The sequence below is a fragment of the Micromonospora sp. CPCC 205546 genome, from assembly GCF_036902715.1.
Taxonomy (GTDB): Bacteria; Actinomycetota; Actinomycetes; order Mycobacteriales; family Micromonosporaceae; genus Micromonospora.
Map to the genome: position 1 here is coordinate 13559 of NZ_JBAKHL010000070.1, position 18628 is coordinate 32186.

Consider the following 18628-nt stretch of genomic DNA (forward strand, 5'->3'; position numbering starts at 1 on the left):
GGAGTGCCGCTTCCTCGAAAGGGACGGGAGAGAGCTGGAGCTGGAGGGTCAGGAGATGCCGAGGTCCTTGTCGACCATCGCGAACAGTTCGTCGTCGGTGGCGTCGTCGAGGTGCCGGCCGATGTCGGCGCCGCCGCTGTCCTGGGCCAGGCGGGAGAGCATCGCCTGCAGGCGTACGGTGGCCCGCACCCGGGCGGCCTCGTCCCGTGCCACCACGTCGAGGCTGTCGGCGATCCGGTCCAGATCGTCGAGGAGGGCGGTCGGGGTGACCACGTCGTCGTGGGCGACCTCGGCGAAGAGGTACTCCGCCAGGGTCGTCGGCGTCGGGTAGTCGAAGACCAGGGTGACCGGCAGGGCCACCCCGGTGGCCGAACCGAGCCGGTTGCGCAGCTCGACGGCGGTGACGGAGTCGAAGCCCAGCTCCCGGAACGCCCGGTGCTCGTCCACCGACTCGGCGGACGGGTAGTTGAGCACGGCGGCGACCTGGCTGCGGACCAGGCCGAGCAGCACGGCGAGCCGGTCGGCGGCGGGCAGCCCGGCGAGGCGGTCCTGCAACGACTCCGGACCGTCGCCGGCCTCGACGCTGGCCACCTTCTCGGCCGTGGCGAGCCGGCGCACGTCCGGCAGGTCGCTGATCAGCGGGCCCGGTCGGGTGGCGGTGAAAGCGACGGAGAACCGTTCCCAGGCGATGTCGGCGATGGTGAGGAACGCCTCGCCGTGGTCCACGGCCTGGTGCAGCGCGGCGATGGCGGCCTCGGGGGTCATCTCGGGTACGCCGTGGCGGTGCAGCAGCTCGCCGAGCGGCCCGTCGGCCATCCCGCCGCCGGCCCACGCCCCCCAGGCGATGGAGGTGGCGGTCAGGCCGAGGCCTCGCCGGTGCTGGGCGAGGGCGTCGAGGAACGCGTTGCTCGGGGCGTAGTTGCCCACGCCGGAGCTGGCCACGCTGCCGGCGAAGGACGAGAACATGATGAACGCCGACAGCTCATGGTCGAGGGTCAGCTCGTGCAGGTTGTACGCGACGTCGACCTTGGCCTGCAGCACCCGCTCGATCTGCTCCGGGCGGATGTCGTTGATCATGGCGTCGTCGAGCACGGCGGAGGCGTGCACGACCGCGGTGAGCGGGTACTCGGCGGGGATCGCGTCGATCAGGTCGGCCAGCGCGTCGCGGTCGGAGGCGTCGCACTCGACGACGGTGGCCTGGGCGCCCAGCCCCGTCAGGTCGTCGACGAGCTGCTGCGCGCCCGGCGCGGCCATGCCCCGCCGGCTGACGACGACGATGTTCTCCACACCGCTGCGGGCCAGCCAGCGGGCGGCGTGTCCACCGAGCGCGCCGGTGCCGCCGGTGACCAGCGCCGTGCCGTACGGCTGCCACGGGTTCGCGGGCTGGCTGTCGCCGAGCGGGACCCGGGTGAGCCGGCGGGCGAGCAGGCCGCTGGGGCGTACCGCGATCTGGTCCTCCTCCCCGGCGGTGGTGAGGGCCGCGACCAGCAGGTCGGCGCAGCGCTCCTCGACGGCCTCGGGCAGGTCCACGAGACCACCCCAGCGCTCCGGGTGCTCCAGCGCGGCGACCCGGCCGAAGCCCCAGACCAGCGACTGCACCGGGGAGCGCAGCAGGTCGGCCATGCCGACCGACGCGGCGCCGGAGGTGACGCTCCACATCGGCGCGCGCAGGCCGATGTCGCCGAGGGCCTGGAAGAGCGCGACGGTGGCGGCGAAGCCACCGGGCACGGACGGGTGCAGCGGGTGGGCCAGCTCGTCGAAGGCGAGCAGCGAGACCACGCCGGTCACCTCGGCGGCGGCGTCGCCGCCCGGTGCGGCGGCGAGCGCCTCCTGCAGCAGCTTGCCGAACTGGTCGCGGTCGACGTCGGGGGTGGAGACGGGAACCTCGACGAGGGTCGCGCCGGCCGCCGTGAGCGCCTCGACGCAGGCGTCCTGCCAGGGCTCGATGATGTCGCCGGTCGGCATGACCACGACCCAGGTGCCGCTCATGCCCCGGTTGGGGACGCCGGTCAGCGGCTTCCAGGTGTCCTGGTAGCGCCAGCTGTCGATGTCCGACTGCCGGCGCCGCTGCCGGCGCCAGGAGGTGAGCATCGGCAGGGCCGGCAGCAGCGCGTCGAGGACCTCGTGCGCCGGGGTCTCCTCGGTGGCGATGGTCTCGGCGAGGGCGGTGACGTCCCCGCGCTCCACGGCGGCCCAGAAGCTCGCGTCGCTCGGGTCGGCCGCCGCGCCCTGCAGCAGGCTCTCCAGGTCGGGGCCGCCGCTGCCGTCCAGCCAGAACCGCTGGTGGTCGAAGGCGTACGTGGGCAGCGGCGCCACGTCGGTCTCGGCGAGGACGTCCGCCAGGTCGACGGGCAGGCCGATGGCGTGGGCGGTGGCGAGGTTGGTCAGCAGGCGGGTCGCGTCGTCGTCGCCGCGGCGCAGGCTGCCCAGGGTGTGGCCGGTGGCGCCGGTGTCGTCGAGGATGGCCGTGACCGGCATCGTCAGCACGGGGTGGGGGCTGATCTCCACGAACGTGGTGTGCCCGGCGGCGACGGCGACGCGGACGGCGGCGTCGAAGCGCACCGTCTGCCGCAGGTTGTCGTACCAGTAGTCGGCGCTCATCGAGGCGGGGTCGACCCAGTCGCCGGTGAGGGTGGAGACCAGCCGGGTGTGGCCGGCCTGCGGGGTGACGTCGGCCAGGTCGCCGCGCAGCTGCTCGGCGACCTGCTGCACGGCCTCCGAGTGGGAGGCGTAGTCCACCGGGATGAGCCGGGCGCGCAGGCCCTCGGCCTCGCACGCCGCCACGAGGTCCGCCACGGGCTGCGGCGGGCCGGAGACCACGACGGTGGACGGTCCGTTGACCGCCGCCACCCCGACGCCCGGGAAGGCCGGCAGCCGCTCGGCCACGGCGTCGGCGGAAAGGTCGATCGACGCCATCGTGCCGGTGCCGCGCAGCACGGCGAGCGCGCGGGAGCGCAGCGCCACGGTCCGCGCCGCGTCCTCCAGGGTGAGGATGCCGGCCACGCACGCCGCGCCGATCTCGCCCTGCGAGTGGCCGACGACCGCGTCCGGTACGACGCCCGCCGCGCGCCACACGGCCGCCAGCGCCATGCCGACGGCCCACAGCACGGGCTGCACGACCTCGACGCGCTCCAGCCACGACTCGTCGTCGCCGGTCAGCACCGAGACGAGGTCCACGTCCAGGTGGGGCGCCAGGGCCCGCTGGCACTCGGCCAGCTTCGCGTCGAACACCGGCGTACGGCCGACCAGGCCGGCGGCCATCCGCGCCGACTGAGCGCCCTGGCCGGGGAAGACGAAGACGGGGCCGGCGCCGGCGCTGGTGACCGTACCGGTGACGAGGTTGCCGGCCGGGTGGCCGGCGGCGAGGGCGTCCAGCCCGGCGAGCAGTTCGTCGGTGCCGAGGCCGACCACGGCGGCGCGGTGGTCGAACGTCGAGCGGGTGGTGGCCAGCGACCAGCCGATCGCCGCCGGGGCGAGGTCGCCGTGCTCGCGCACGTGCCGCGCGAGCCGGGCGGCCTGGCCGGCGAGGGCGGACCTCGACCGGGCCGACACCGGCCAGACGGTGACGTCCGAGGCGACGAGGCCGGGGCGTCGCGCGGGCGCGACGGCGGTGGCCTCGACTGCCTCCTCGCCGTCGACGGCGATCGGGTCGGCGACGCGCGGGCGGTACTCCTCCAGGATCACGTGCGCGTTGGTGCCGCTCACGCCGAACGAGGAGACGCCGCCGCGGCGGGGGCGGTCCAGCTCCGGCCACGGCTTGGACTCGGTGAGCAGGGAGACCGCCCCGGCGGTCCAGTCCACGTGCGGGGAGGGCTCGTCGACATGCAGGGTCTCCGGCATGACGCCGTTGCGCAGCGCCATCACCATCTTGACCAGCCCGGCGACGCCGGCGGCGCTCTGGGTGTGGCCGATGTTCGACTTGACCGAGCCCAACCAGAGCGGCCGGTCCGCCGGCCGGTCCTGCCCGTACGTGGCGATGAGCGCCTGCGCCTCGATCGGGTCGCCGAGGGTGGTGCCGGTGCCGTGCGCCTCCACCATGTCGACGTCGGCGGTGCCGAGCCGGGCGTTGGCGAGGGCCTGCCGGATGACCCGCTGCTGGGAGGGGCCGTTCGGGGCGGTGAGCCCGTTGGACGCGCCGTCCTGGTTGAGGGCGCTGCCCCGGATCACGGCGAGGATCGGGTGGCCGTTGCGCTCGGCGTCGGCCAGCCGCTCCACGACGAGCACGCCGCCGCCCTCGCCCCAGCCGGTGCCGTCCGCGCCCGCGGCGAACGCCCTGCACCGGCCGTCGACGGACATGCCGCGCTGCCGGGAGAAGACGACGAACACGCCGGGGGTGACCATCACGGTGACGCCACCGGCGATGGCCAGGTCGCACTCGCCGCGGCGCAGCGCGTTCACGGCGAGGTGCAGGGCCACCAGCGAGGAGGAGCAGGCGGTGTCCACGGTCACGGCCGGGCCGTTGAGGCCGAGCGTGAACGAGATCCGGCCGGACGCGACGCTGGTGGTGTTCCCGGTGCCGATGTACATGTCGACGCCCTCGGGCACGTTGGGCAGACCCATGCCGTAGTTCGAGGTGCTCAGCCCGACGAAGACACCGGTGGAGCTGCCGCGCAGCGACAGCGGGTCGATGCCGGCCCGCTCGACGGCCTCCCAGGACGTCTCCAGCAGCAGCCGCTGCTGCGGGTCCATCGCGAGGGCCTCACGGGGGGAGATCCCGAACAGGGACGGGTCGAAGTCACCGGCGCCGTCGAGGAACCCGCCGATGCGGGTGTAGCTCTTGCCCGGCTTGTTCGGGTCGGGGTCGTAGAGCGCCTCCAGGTCCCAACCCCGGTCGTCCGGGAACTCGGTGAGCGCGTCCCGGCCGTCGGCGACAAGCTCCCACAGGTCCTCCGGCGACCGGACGCCACCGGGGAAGCGGCAGCTCATCGAGACGATGGCCAGGGGTTCCTGGTCGCGTGCCTCGACGGTCTGCAGCTTGCGCTTGGTCTCGTGCAGGTCGGCGGTGACCCGCTTGAGGAAGTACCGCAGCTTGTCATCGCTCATCGGGGGGCACCTGCCTCGATTGGAAGGTTGGTCATCTCAGGAGATTCCAAACTCTTTGCTGATGAAGTCGAAGATCTCGTCGTCGCTGGCCGAGTCGAGGTCGGGCCGGTCCGGCTCGGCGGCGGGCCCCGCCGCCAGGTCGGACGCCTTGGCGAGCAGGTCCTGCATCCGGGCGGTGAACCGGGCCCGGGCCGCCGGGTCGAGCGGGATGGCGTTGAGCAGGCTCTCGACCGTGTCGATGCCCTGGAAGAGCGGTTGGGTGGAGGGCGCCGCGTCGGCGGCGATCTCGCTGGTCAGCTTCTCGGCGAGGGCGGTCGGCGTCGGGTAGTCGAAAACCAGCGTCGCCGGCAGCCGCAGCCCGGACAGGCCGTTGAGCCGGTTGCGCAGGTCGACCGCGGTGAGCGAGTCGAAGCCCAGGTCGGTGAAGAGCCGGTTCGGGTCGACGGCGTCGGCGCCGGCGTGGCCGAGGACGGCGGCGATGTTCGCCCGTACCACGTCGAGCACCACCTTGAGCCGCTCCGGGCCGGCCAGGCCGGCGAGTCGCTGGCCGAGCTGCACCCCGCCGGAGCGGGCGCCGGCGGCGTCGACCGAGCGCCGCATCGGCACCCGGACCAGGGCCCGCAGCATCGGCGCGAGGGTGCCGGCCTCCGCCTGCCCGCGCAGCGTCCCGACGTCCAGGCGCATCGGCACCACTGCCGCCGCGTCGAGCCGCCACGCCGCGTCGAAGAGGCTCAGCGCCTGCTCGGTGGCGAGCCCGGCGGCGCCCTGCTCGGCCATCCGCCGCACGTCGTCGTCGCCGAGGTGACCGGTCATGCCGCTGGCCTCCTCCCACAGGCCCCACGCGAGCGAGATGCCGGCGAGCCCGCGGGCCCGGCGGTGCGCCGCGAGGGCGTCGAGGAAGGCGTTCGACGCCGCGTAGTTGGACTGGCCGGCGCTGCCCAGGGTGGCCGCCGCCGAGGAGAACAGGACGAAGGCCGCGAGGTCCGCGTCGGCCGTGAGGCGGTGCAGGTGCCACGCCGCGTCGATCTTCGGCACGGCGACCGCGTCCACCCGCTCGGGGGTCATCGACTCCAGCACGCCGTCGTCGAGGACACCGGCGGCGTGCACCACGGCGGTGAGCGGGTGCGCGGCGGGCACCCCGGCCAGCAGCGCCGACAGGGCGTCGGGGTCGGCGGCGTCGCAGGCCGCGACGGTCACCCGGGTACCGGTGCCGGCGAGTTCGTCGACCAGGTCGCCGATCCCCTCGGCCGCCGCGCCGCGCCGCCCGGCCAGCAGCAGGTGCCGCACGCCGTGGGTGGTGGCGAGGTGCCGGGCCAGGATGCGGCCGAGCACGCCGGTCCCGCCGGTGATCAGCACGGTGCCGTCCGGGTCGATCCCGCCGGGCAGCGGCTCCACCCCGGCCGGGACCCGCCCGAGCCGTGGCGTGCGGACCTGCCCGGCCCGCACGGCGAGCTGCGGCTCGCCGGAGGCGATCGCGGCGGCCAGCACGGCGGCGTTGTCCGGGCTGTCGTCGAGGTCGACGAGCTGGCACCGGCCCGGGTGTTCGAGCTGCGCGGTGCGCAGCAGGCCCCAGACCGGAGCCTGGCGCAGGTCGACGACCTGCTGCTCCCCCGCCGCGACCGCGTCGCGGGTGACCAGCACCAGCCGGGACTCGGCGAACCGGTCGTCGGCGAGCCAGGTCCGCAACGCGGCGAGGGTACGGTGCGTGGTGGCCCGCGCCTGTCCGGCCAGCGCCGGGTCCGTCGGATCCCCGGCGTCGCCGATCGGCACGATCACCGCCTCGGGCGTCGGCTCACCCCCGGCGAGCAGGTCGCCCAGCGAGTCGAGGTCGACGTCGGCACGCACCCGGGCGCCGGCCGCCTCGCAGGCGGCGCTGAGGGCCAGGTCGTCGCCGAGCGCCACCCAGCGGGTCGCCGCCGGCACGGGGCCGGTGGGCACCGGCAGCACCGGCCAGTCCACCTGGAACAGCGACTCGTGCCGGCCGGAACGGGCCGCGCCGAGCGAGTCGCCGGAGACCCGGCGCATGATCAGCGAGTCGACGTGCAGCACCGGGGCGCCGGTGGCGTCGGCCACCTGGAAGGAGACGCCGACCTCGCCGGCCGCCGCGACGCGTACGCGCAGGGCGGTGGCCCCGGCGGCGAGCAGGGAGACGCCGGTCCAGGCGAACGGGAGGCGGGGCACGCTGGCGTCGGCGCCGTCGCCCATCCGGCCGAGGAAGCCGCCGATCGACATGGCCTGCAACGCGCCGTCCAGCAGCGCCGGGTGCACGCCGAAGCGGCCCGCCTCGGCGTGGTGGTCGGCGGGCAGCTCGACCTCGGCGAAGACCTCGTCGTCGCGGGTCCACGCGGCGCGCAGGCCGCGGAACGCCGGGCCGTACCCGAAGACGGTCGCCTCGATGCCCGAGTAGAAGTCGTCGGCCTCGACGCGCGTCGCGCCGGGCGGCGGCCACACCCCCAGGTCGAAGGCGGGCGCGGCGTCGGCCGGCTGCGGGCCGAGCAGACCGGTGGCGTGGCAGGTCCAGGCGACGTCGGCCAGGATCTCGTCGGAGCCGTCCCGGTAGGGCCGGGAGTAGAGCTGGACGGTGCGCCGCCCGTCGTCGTCCCGGTCACCGACCATCAGCTGCACCTGGAGGGCGCCGAGTTCGGGCAGGACGAGCGGGGCGAGCAGGGTCAGCTCCTCCACCGTCGGGCAGCCGGCCTGCTCACCGGCGTACGTGGCGAGCTCCACGAAGGCGGTGCCGGGCAGCAGGATGTTGTCCATCACCCGGTGCTCGCCGAGCCACGGGTGGGTACGCACCGACAGCCGCCCGGTGAAGACCATCCGCTCGCTGTCGGGGAAGGTCAGCGTGGCGCTGAGCAGCGGGTGCCCGGCGTCCTGGAGGCCGGCGGAGCTGACGTCCTGCGCCCGGTGCAGCGGCGGCTCGACCCAGTACCGCTGGTGGTCGAAGGCGTACGTGGGCAGCGCCACGATGTCGGTCTCGGCGAGGACCGTCGTCAGGTCGACGGGCAGGCCGATGGTGTGGGCGGTGGCGAGGTTCGTCAGCAGCCGCGTCGCGTCGTCGTCGCCCCTGCGCAGGCTGCCCAGGGTGTGACCGGTGACGCCCGCGTCGTCGAGGATCGCCGTCACCGGCATCGTCAACACCGGATGCGGGCTGATCTCGATGAACGTCGTGTGACCCGCGGCGACCGCCACGCGGACGGCCGCGTCGAAGCGCACGGTCTGCCGCAGGTTGTCGTACCAGTAGTCCGCCGTCATCGACGCCGGGTCGACCCAGTCCCCGGTCAACGTCGAGACCAGCCGGATGTGCCCCTGCCGGGGGGTGACGTCGGCCAGGTCGGCGCGGAGCTGCTCCGCGACGTCCTGCACGGCCGCCGAGTGCGACGCGTAGTCCACCGGGATCAACCGGGCCCGCACCCCGTCGGCCTGGCACGCCTCGACGAGGTCGGCGACCGGCTGCGGCGGTCCGGACACCACGACGATCGACGGGCCGTTGACCGCCGCGACGCCCACGCCGGGGAAGGCCGGCAGCCGCTCGGCGACCGCCTCGGCGGAGAGGTCGATCGAGGCCATGGTGCCGGTGCCCCGCAGCACCGTCAGCGCCCGCGACCGCAGGGCCACCGCCTTCGCCGCGTCCTCCAGGCTGAGGATGCCCGCCACGCACGCGGCACCGATCTCGCCCTGCGAGTGGCCGATCACGGCGGCCGGGGACACCCCCGCGTGCTGCCACACGGCCGCCAACGCGACGCCGACGGCCCACAGCACCGGCTGCACGACCTCGACCCGCGCCAGCCACGACTCGTCGTCCCCGGTCAACACCGACACCAGATCCACGTCCAGGTACGGCGCCAGGGCCCGCTGGCACTCCGCCAGCCGCGCGTCGAACACCGGCGTACGACCCACCAGCCCCGCCGCCATCCGCGCCGACTGCGCACCCTGACCCGGGAACACGAACACCGCACCCGCGCCATGGGACGCGACCGTGCCGGCGACCACGTTGCCGGCCGGCGAGCCGGACGCCAGGGCGTCGAGCCCCGCCAGCAGGTCCTCGACGGTCGAGGCGACCACGGCGGCGCGCTGGTCGAACACGGACCGGGTGGTCGCGAGGGACCAGCCCACCGCCGCCGGATCGACCTCGCCGCGCCCACGCACGTACTCCGCCAGGCGGGCCGCCTGACCGGACAGGGCGCCCTTCGACCGCGCCGACAGCGGCCATGCCACGACGTCGGCGGCCACGAGTCCCAGGGCGGGCTCGGCGGGGGCCACGGCCTGCGGCTCGTCGGCCTGCTCGATGATCACGTGGGCGTTCGTGCCGGAGATGCCGAACGACGACACCGCCGCCCGGCGCGGGCGCTCCACCGCCGGCCACGGCCGCGACTCCGTGGCGAGTTCCACCGCGCCGGAGGTCCAGTCGATGTGCGGCGACGGCTCGTCCACGTGCAGCGTCGCCGGCACCATGCCGTGCCGGATGGCCTGCACCATCTTGATCACACCGGCGACGCCGGCGGCGGCCTGCGCGTGGCCGATGTTCGACTTGATCGAGCCGAGCAGCAGCGGCCGGTCGGCGGGCCGTTCCCGCCCGTACGTGGCGAGCAGCGCCTGCGCCTCGATGGGGTCGCCCAGTGTCGTGCCGGTGCCGTGCGCCTCGACCACGTCGACGTCGGCCGTGGAGAGCCGCGCCGAGGCGAGGGCCTGGCGGATCACCCGCTGCTGCGACGGGCCGTTCGGCGCCGTCAGCCCGTTCGAGGCGCCGTCCTGGTTGATGGCGGAGCCGCGCACCACCGCGTACACCGTCCGGCCCTGCCGGCGCGCGTCGGAGAGCCGCTGCACGAGCAGCATGCCGACGCCCTCGGACCAGCCGGTGCCGTCGGCGGACGCGGCGAAGGACTTGCACCGGCCGTCGGCGGCCAGTCCGCGCTGCCGGGAGAACTCGACGAACGCGGTCGGGGTGGCCATCACCATGACGCCGCCGGCCAGCGCCATGTCGCACTCGCCGCGCCGCAGCGCCTGGCCGGCCCAGTGCAGCGCGACCAGCGAGGACGAGCAGGCCGTGTCCAGCGACACCGCCGGGCCTTCCAGCCCGAACGTGTACGCCACCCGGCCGGAGATGACGCTGCTGGTCATCCCGGTCAGCATGTAGCCCTCGGCGGCCTCCGGCGAGTACGCGAGCAGCGAGCCGTAGTCCTGGCCGCTGGTGCCGACGAAGACGCCGGTGCTGCTGCCCCGTACGTCGGTGGGGTCGATGCCGGCGGACTCGAAGGACTCCCAGGTGGTCTCCAGCAGCAGCCGCTGCTGCGGGTCCATGGCCAGGGCCTCGCGGGGCGAGATGCCGAAGAAGCCGGGGTCGAACTTGTCCACGCCGCTGAGGAAGCCGCCGCCGCGGGCGTAGAAGGTGCCGGGGGCGTCCGGGTCGGGGCTGTAGAGGCTGTCGAGGTCCCAACCGCGGTCGGTCGGCAGGTCGCTGATCGCGTCGACGCCGTCGACCACCAGCCGCCACAGGTCGTCGGGCGAGAACACCCCGCCGGGCAGCCGGCAGGCCATGCCGATGATCGCGAGGGGCTCGTCGTCACCGACCGACACGGTGGGGGTCGCGGGCCGCACGGGAACCGGGGTGCCGGCGATCTCCGTACCCAGGAAGGCCGCCAGGTCGTGCGGGGTCGGGTAGTCGAAGACGAGGGTGGCCGGCAGCCGCATCCCGAAGGCGTTGTTGAGCCGGTTGCGCATCTCCACGGCGGTGAGCGAGTCGAAGCCGAACTCGCTGAACGCCCGGCGCGGCTCGATGGCCGCCGGGTCGGGGTAGCCGAGCACGGCGGCGGCCTGCCCCCGGACGATCTCGATGAGCGCGGCGGCCCGCTCGGACTCGCCGAGCCCGGCGAGCTGCTGCACCAGCGAGGCACCGGTGGCGGCCGCGGCGGCGCGCGCGGGCATGCGGATCAGCGCGCGGTACAGCGGCGGGATGCTCCCACCGGCGAACTGGACCTTCATCGCGGCGAGGTCCAGCCGGGCCGGGACGAGCGCGGCGTCCGTGGTGCGGCAGGCCGCGTCGAAGAGGGCGAGCCCCTCCTCGGCCTCCATCGCGGCGACGCCGGAGCGGGAGATCCGGTTGAGGTGGACGTCGTCCAGCTCGGTGGTCATGCCGCTGCGGTCGGCCCAGAGGCCCCAGGCGAGGGTGAGGGCGGCGAGGCCGCGCGCCTTGCGGTGCTGGGCCAGCCCGTCGAGGAACGCGTTGGCGGCGGCGTAGTTGCCCTGGCCCGGGCCGCCGGCGGTGGCGGCGAGGGAGGAGTACGAGACGAACGCCTTCAGGTCGAGCTCGGCGGTCAGCTCGTGCAGGTGCCAGGCGGCGTCGACCTTGGGCCGCAGCACACCGTCCATCCGCTCGGGGGTGAGCGAGGAGATGACGCCGTCGTCGCGGACGCCGGCGGCGTGGATCACGGCGGTGAGCGGGTGCTCCGCCGGGATGCCGGCCAGCAGCTCGGCCACGGCGGCGCGGTCGGCGACGTCGCAGGCGGCGACGGTGACGCTCACGCCGAGCGCCTCCAACTCGGCGCAGAGCTCCGCGACGCCCCCGGCGGCGCGGCCGCGCCGGCTGGTGAGGATCAGGTGCCGGACGCCGTACGTGTCCACCAGGTGCCGGCTCATCAGCTGGCCGAGGGTGCCGGTCGCGCCGGTGATCAGGACGGTGCCGTCCCCGTCGAACGGGACGGCCGGCGGCTCGGTCGGCGCGGGGACCCGGGTGAGCCGGGCGCCGGCGGCGACGCCCGCCCGGATCACGACCTGCGGCTCGTCGGTCGCGACGGCCGGGACGAGCGCGGCGGCGCAGCCGGCGACGTCGTCGACGTCGACCAGCACGAACCGGTCGGGGTTCTCCGACTGGGCGGAGCGGAGCAGGCCGATCACGGCGGCGCCGGCCAGGTCGGTCAGGTCGGTGTCCCATTCGGTGGCGACCGCGCCTGAGGTCAGCACCACCAGCCGGGAGGCCGTGTAGCGGTCGTCGGCGAGGAACTGCTGGAGCACGGCGAGCGCCCGGTGGGTCACCTCGGCGACGGCCCGGGGGACGTCCGCCGACGCGGGCGGGTCGAGGAACGGCACGACGAGCACGCCGGGGGCGTCCGTCCCGTCGTCCATGGCCGTGGCCAGGGCGGTCAGGTCGGCGTACGCCGTCACGGCCGTGCCGGTGGCCGCGACCGCGTCGGTGAGCGCCGCCGCGTCGCCGACCACCGCCCAGTCGACGGTGGACGGGCCGGCGGGCAGCGCGAGCGGGGCCCACTCCACCCGGAACAGCGACTCGGTGCCGCCGCCCCCGGCGGTGCGGAGCTGGTCGGCGGAGACCGGCCGCAGGACGAGGGAGCCGACGGAGATGACGGGCGCGCCGGTGACGTCGGTGAGCAGCAGCGAGATGCTGTCGGGACCGGTGTGCGTGACCCGGACCCGGGCGGCGGCGGCCCCTGCCCCGTGCAGGGCGACGTCGTTCCAGGAGAACGGCAGCCGACCGTACCCGGGGGGCATGTCCGCCCCGGAGGGCTCCCCGGCCGGCGTGGTCAGGCCGAGGGTGTGCAGCGCCGCGTCGAGCAGCGCCGGGTGCAGGCCGTACCCGCCGGCCTCGGCGGCGGGGGCCTCGGGCAGCGCCAGCTCGGCGAAGAGGTCGTCGCCGCGCCGCCACGCGGAGCGCAGGGCGATGAACGACGGGCCGTAGTCGTAGCCCTGGGCGGCGAGGTTGAGGTAGAGGTCGTCGGTGCCGATCTCGGTCGCGCCGGACGGCGGCCAGGTGGTCAGGTCGGACCAGCCGGCGGGGCCGCTCGGGGCGGCGGGGCCGCTGGCCAGCACGCCGCTGGCGTTGCGGGTCCAGGCCCGCTCGCCGGCGCCCTCGGCCGGTTCGCCGTCCTGGGCGGAGTGCAGCGACACGGACCGGCACCCGGTCTCGTCCGCCGGGCCGATCCAGAGCTGGATGTCCACGCCCCCGGACTCGGGCAGGATCAGCGGCGACTCCAGGGTGAGTTCGCGGACGTGGTCCGCGCCGACGTGCGCGCCGGCCTGCAGGGCGAGTTCGACGAAGCCGGTGCCGGGCAGCAGCACGGTGTCGAAGACGACGTGGTCACAGATCCACGGGTGGGTACGCCGGGCCAGCCGGCCGGTGAACAGGAAGCCCTCGGCGTGCGCGACGCCGACGGCGGCCCCGAGCAGTGGGTGCTGCGCGGGCCGCAGGCCGACCGCGGTGACGTCGCCGGTCCACCCGGCCCCCGCCTCGGGCCAGTAGCGCTGGTGCTGGAAGGCGTACGTGGGCAGGTCCACCCGCCGGGCGCCGGTGTCGGCGAACCACGGCCGCCAGTCCACCGCCACCCCGTGCGCGTGCAGCTCGGCCAGCCCGGCCAGCAGCCCGTGCGCCTCGGGCCGGTCCTTGCGTTGCGCGGCGACGGCCAGCACAGCGTCGTCGCCGGGCAGGATGTCCGCCGCCATCGCGGTCAGCACGCTCTGCGGGCCGATCTCCAGGAACGTGTCCACGCCCGCGTCGCGCAGCGCGGTGACCCCGTCGGCGAAGCGCACGGCCTCGCGCACGTGACGCACCCAGTAGTCGGCCGTGCGGATCTCGTCACCGGCGAGCGCCCCGGTCACGTTCGACACGATCGGCAGCGACGACGCGGAGAACGACAACCCGTCGAGGACGGCCCGAAACTCGCCGAGCATCGGCTCCATCAACGGACTGTGGAACGCGTGGCTCACCGTGAGCCGGCGCGTGCGTACGCCCCGCTCCCGCCAGACCCGCTCCACCTCGTCGAGCGCGTCCACGGCGCCGGAGACCACCACCGAGGCCGGCCCGTTCACCGCCGCGACGCCGACCCGGCCGGCCAGGGCCGTGATCGACTCGGCCACCGCCTCCTCGGTCGCGGCGACGGCCAGCATCCCGCCGCCCGTGGGCAGCGCCTGCATCAGCCGACCCCGCGCCGCCACCAACGCCGCCGCGTCCGCCAGGGACAACACCCCCGCCACATGCGCCGCGGTGACCTCACCGATCGAGTGCCCACCCACGAACTCCGGCACGACACCGAACGACTCCACCAGCCGGAACAGCGCCACCTCGACCGCGAACAGACCCGCCTGCGTGAACACCGTCTGGTCCAGCAGCTCCGCCTCCGGGGCGCCCGCCTCCGCGAACAGCACCTCCCGCAACGGACGCGGCAGCAACGCATCCAGATGACCGCACACCTCGTCCAGCGCCGCGGCGAACACCGGGAACCCGGCGGACAACTCCCGACCCATGCCGGCGCGCTGCGCGCCCTGACCCGAGAAGAGCACCGCGAGCGCGCCCCGGCCGCCGGCCTGGCCCCTGACGACCGCGCCCGACGGGTCGCCGGCGGCGAGGGCGCGCAGCCCGGCCAGCAGGTCCTCGCGGCCGGTCGCGGTGACCACGGCGCGGTGGTCCAGGGTGGATCGCGAGGTGACCGACGAGAAGGCCACGTCCAGAGGCCGCAGGGTCTCGTCGGCGGCCAGCCGGGCCGCCCAGCGGGCGGCCTGCGCGGCGAGGCCGGCCGCGTCCCGGGCCGACACCGGCACCGGCACGACCGGCCGCTCGACCACCGGCGCGGCGGCCGACGCGGGCGGCTGGGGCTCGGGGGCCTGCTCCAGGATGGTGTGCGCGTTGGTGCCGGACACCCCGAACGAGGAGACCGCCGAGCGGCGCGGCCGGCCCGCCGCCGGCCACGGCGTCGCCTCGGTCACCAGCGAGACCTCGCCGGCCGACCAGTCGACCTCGGGGGTCGGCTCGTCCACGTGCAGGGTGGGCGGCACGACGCCGTGCCGCATCGCCATCACCATCTTGATCACACCGGCCACGCCGGCGGCGGCCTGGGCGTGGCCGATGTTCGACTTCACCGAGCCGAGCAGCAGCGGCGCGGCATCGCCCCGGTCCTGCCCGTACGTGGCCAGCAGCGCCTGCGCCTCGATCGGGTCGCCGAGCCGCGTGCCCGTGCCGTGCGCCTCGACCACGTCCACGCCGCCGGCGGCGAGACCGGCGTTGGCCAGGGCCTGCTGGATCACCCGCTGCTGCGACGGCCCGTTCGGGGCGCTCAGGCCGTTGGAGGCGCCGTCCTGGTTGACCGCGCTGCCCCGCACCACGGCGAGGATCGGGTGGCCGTTGCGCTGCGCGTCCGACAGCCGCTCCAGCAGCAGGACGCCGACGCCCTCGGACCAGCCGGTCCCGTCGGCGGCGGCGGCGAACGCCTTGCACCGGCCGTCGGCGGCGAGGCCGCGCTGGCGGGAGAACTCGACGAAGGCGGCCGGCGTGCACATGGCGGTGACCCCGGCGACGAGGGCCAGCGTGCACTCCCGCTGCCGCAGCGCCTGCCCGGCGAGGTGCAGGGCGACCAGCGAGGACGAGCAGGCGGTGTCGATGGTGACCGCCGGCCCCTCCAGCCCGAAGGTGTAGGCGATCCGGCCGGAGACCACGCTGCCGGCGTTGCCGGTCATCAGGTGGCCTTCCAGGCCCTGCGCGGCACCCATGAGCACGGTGCCGTAGTCCTGGCCGGTGCTGCCGGCGAAGACGCCGGTGCGGCTGCCGCGCAGCGAGTGCGGGTCGATGCCGGCCCGCTCCAGGGCCTCCCACGAGGCCTCCAGCAGCCAGCGCTGCTGCGGGTCCATCGCGAGCGCCTCCCGGGGGGAGATCGCGAAGAAGCCCGGGTCGAAGTCGGCCAGGTCGTGGACGAAGCCACCCTGCCGCGTGTACGACGTGCCGCTCTGCTCCGGGTCGCTGTCGTAGAGCGACCCGAGGTCCCAGCCGCGGTCGGTGGGGAAGTCGGAGACCACGTCCCGGCCGGACGCGACCACCTCCCACAGGTCCTCGGGCGAGCGCACCCCGCCCGGGAAGCGGCAGCTCATGGAGACGATGGCGACCGGTTCCTGTTCACCGGCCTCCACCTCGCGCAGGCGCTGGCGCACCTGGTGCAGGTCAGCGGTGACCCGCTTGAGGTAGTCGAGAAGCTTCGCCTCGTCAGCCATGGACCGCGCACTCCTTGTGTTGACCCGTCGTCGCAGCAGCAGCGATCACGTCAGGACATCCCCAGCTCGCGGTCGATGAAGTCGAAGACCTCGTCCGGCGTCGCGTCCTGGAGCTTCTCGGCGACGGTGTCGCCGTCCGCCGGCGCGTCGGCCTCGTTGAGGGAGGCCAGCAGCGCCCGCAGCCGCTCGGTGATCCGAATCCGGGCGCTCCGGTCCGGCGCCGAGCCGGAGAGCGCCGCTTCCAACCTGTCCAGCTCGCCGAAGACGGGGGCGACCCCGACCACGCCGCCGTCGACGACCGCGGCCCGCACGTACTCGGCCAGCCCGGCGGCGGTCGGGTAGTCGAAGACGACCGTGGCGGGCAGCCGGACGCCGGTCGCCGCGGTGAGCCGGTTGCGCAGCTCCACGGCGGTCAGCGAGTCGAAGCCGAGTTCCCGGAACGCCCGGTCCGGCTCCACGGCGTCCATCGAGGCGTGCCCGAGCACCGCGGCGGCCTGCCCGCGTACCAGCTCCAGCAGGGTCTTGCGTCGGTCGGCGTCGGTCTGCCCGGCGAGCAGCGCGGCGAGGGACTCCGCGGAGACGCCGGTGTCCTCGGCCCGCTCGGCGACGGCCCGGCGCGCCTCGGCGACGCCCGCGATGAGCGGGCTGGGCCGCACGGCGACGAACCCGGGCACGTAGCGGGCCCAGTCGATGCCGGCCACCATCGTCGCCGGCTCGCCCCGCGCGACGCACTGCGCGAGCGCCGTGAGCGCGGGCCCCGTGTCGAGGCGGGCCACGCCGGTGCGCCGGCGGCGCTCCTCCACGGCCTGGTCGGTGGTGGCCATGCCGCCCGCCGACCAGGGACCCCAGGCGACCGACGTGGCCGGCAGGCCCTGCCGGTGCCGCTGCTCGGCGAGAGCGTCGAGGTAGGCGTTGGCGGCGGCGTAGCTGCCCTGCCCGGCGGCGCCGAGCTGGCCGGCCATCGCGGAGAACAGCACGAAGGCGCGCAGTTCCCGGCCGACGGTCAGCTCGTGCAGGTGCAGGGCGCCGAGCACCTTGGGTCGCAGGACGGTGGCGAGGCGGTCGGCGGTGAGGCCGTCGAGCACCCCGTCCTCCAGGACGCCGGCCGCGTGCACCACGCTGGTCAGCGGCGCGTCGGCGGGCACCTCGTCGAGCAGCTTGGCCAGCGCCGCCCGGTCGGCCACGTCGCAGGCCGCGACGGTCACCCGGGTGCCCGTCCCGGCCAGCTCCCGGACCAGCTCGCTGGCCCCGGGGGCGTCCGCGCCGCGGCGGCTGACGAGCATCAGGTGCTCGGCGCCCCGGGCGGCCAGCCAGCGGGCCACCTCCGCGCCGAGCGCGCCGGTGCCTCCGGTGACCAGGGTCGTGCCCGGGTAGCCGGCGTCGTCGGTGGCCGCCTCGCCGCCGGGCGAGCGCACCAGTCGGCGTACGAGGATGGTGGCGCCGTCGACCGCGAGCTGGTCCTCGCCGTCGAGGCCGGCGAGGGCGGCGCAGAGCAGGTCCCAGCCGTGGTCGTCCAGGGTGGCCGGGACGTCGACCAGGCCGCCCCACCGCTCGGGGTGTTCGAGGGCGACGACCCGACCGAGGCCCCAGAGCAGCGACTGCTCCGGCCGGCCGGGCGTTCCGCCCCGGGTGGTGCCGGCGGCGCCCCGGGTGACGCACCACAGCGGCGCGGCGACGTCGAGGTCGCCGAGCGCCTGGATCAGCGCGAGCGAGCGGGCGAGGAACGGCGGCACCGGCTGGGTGTCGTCGACCGCGCCGTCGGCGAGGGCGAGCAGCGACAGCACCCCGTCCGCCGGGGCCGGTTCGCCGTCGGCGGTGCGGGTGGCGCCGCTCAGGTGCGCGGCGAGGGCGGCCCGATCGGTCAGGTCCTCCGGCAACGCCACCAGCCGGACGTCGGCGCCCCGGCGGGTCAGCTCGGCGACGGCGGCCTCGCCCTCCTCCGGGTGCCGCTCGTCGGCGATCACCCACCAGGCGCCGGGGAGGAAGCTGACGGGCGTCCCCGTGTACGGCTGCCAGACGCTGCGGTACCGCAGGTCGTCCAGGCTGGACCGGTTGCGCTGCTGGCGCCGCCAGGAGGCGAGCACCGGCAGGGCGGCGCCCAGCCGTTCCAGGGATTCCGTGGCGTCCTGCTCGGTGAGTTCCGCGAGCGCGGCCAGGTCCTCGCGTTCGATGGCCGCCCAGAACGCCGAGTCGACGCCGCTCGGGGCCTCCTCGACGCCGCCCTGCCCGGTCGCCGCGGTGGGCCAGAAGCGGCTGCGGTCGAAGGCGTAGGTGGGCAGCGCCACGATGTCGGTCTCGGCGAGGACGGTCGTCAGGTCGACGGGCAGGCCGACCGCGTGGGCGGTGGCGAGGTTCGTCAGCAGCCGCGTCGCGTCGTCGTCACCCCTGCGCAGGCTGCCCAGCGTGTGCCCGGTGACACCGCTGTCGTCCAGGATCGCCGTCACCGGCATCGTCAACACCGGATGCGGGCTGATCTCCACGAACGTCGTGTGACCCGCGGCCACCGCCACGCGGACGGCCGGGTCGAACTGCACGGTCTGCCGCAGGTTGTCGTACCAGTAGTCCGCCGTCATCGACGCCGGGTCGACCCAGTCCCCGG

The 18628-nt window shown here is 75.5% G+C and carries 3 protein-coding genes; all 3 read right to left on the bottom strand.

Annotated features, from left to right (window positions below; all coding sequences use genetic code 11):
* Positions 1-48: 48 nt before the first annotated feature.
* Entirely contained in the window at positions 49-5043 is a 4995-nt protein-coding gene (locus tag V6U77_RS24785) for a type I polyketide synthase (protein WP_334609078.1), read from the bottom strand.
* A gap of 36 nt (positions 5044-5079) precedes the next feature.
* Positions 5080-16029, bottom strand: a complete 10950-nt coding sequence (locus tag V6U77_RS24790; RefSeq protein WP_334609079.1) for a type I polyketide synthase — start codon at positions 16027-16029, stop codon at positions 5080-5082.
* Between the two features lie 50 nt (positions 16030-16079).
* The coding region (locus V6U77_RS24795) for an SDR family NAD(P)-dependent oxidoreductase (RefSeq protein WP_334609080.1) at positions 16080-18628 on the bottom strand (2549 nt) is incomplete at its 5' end.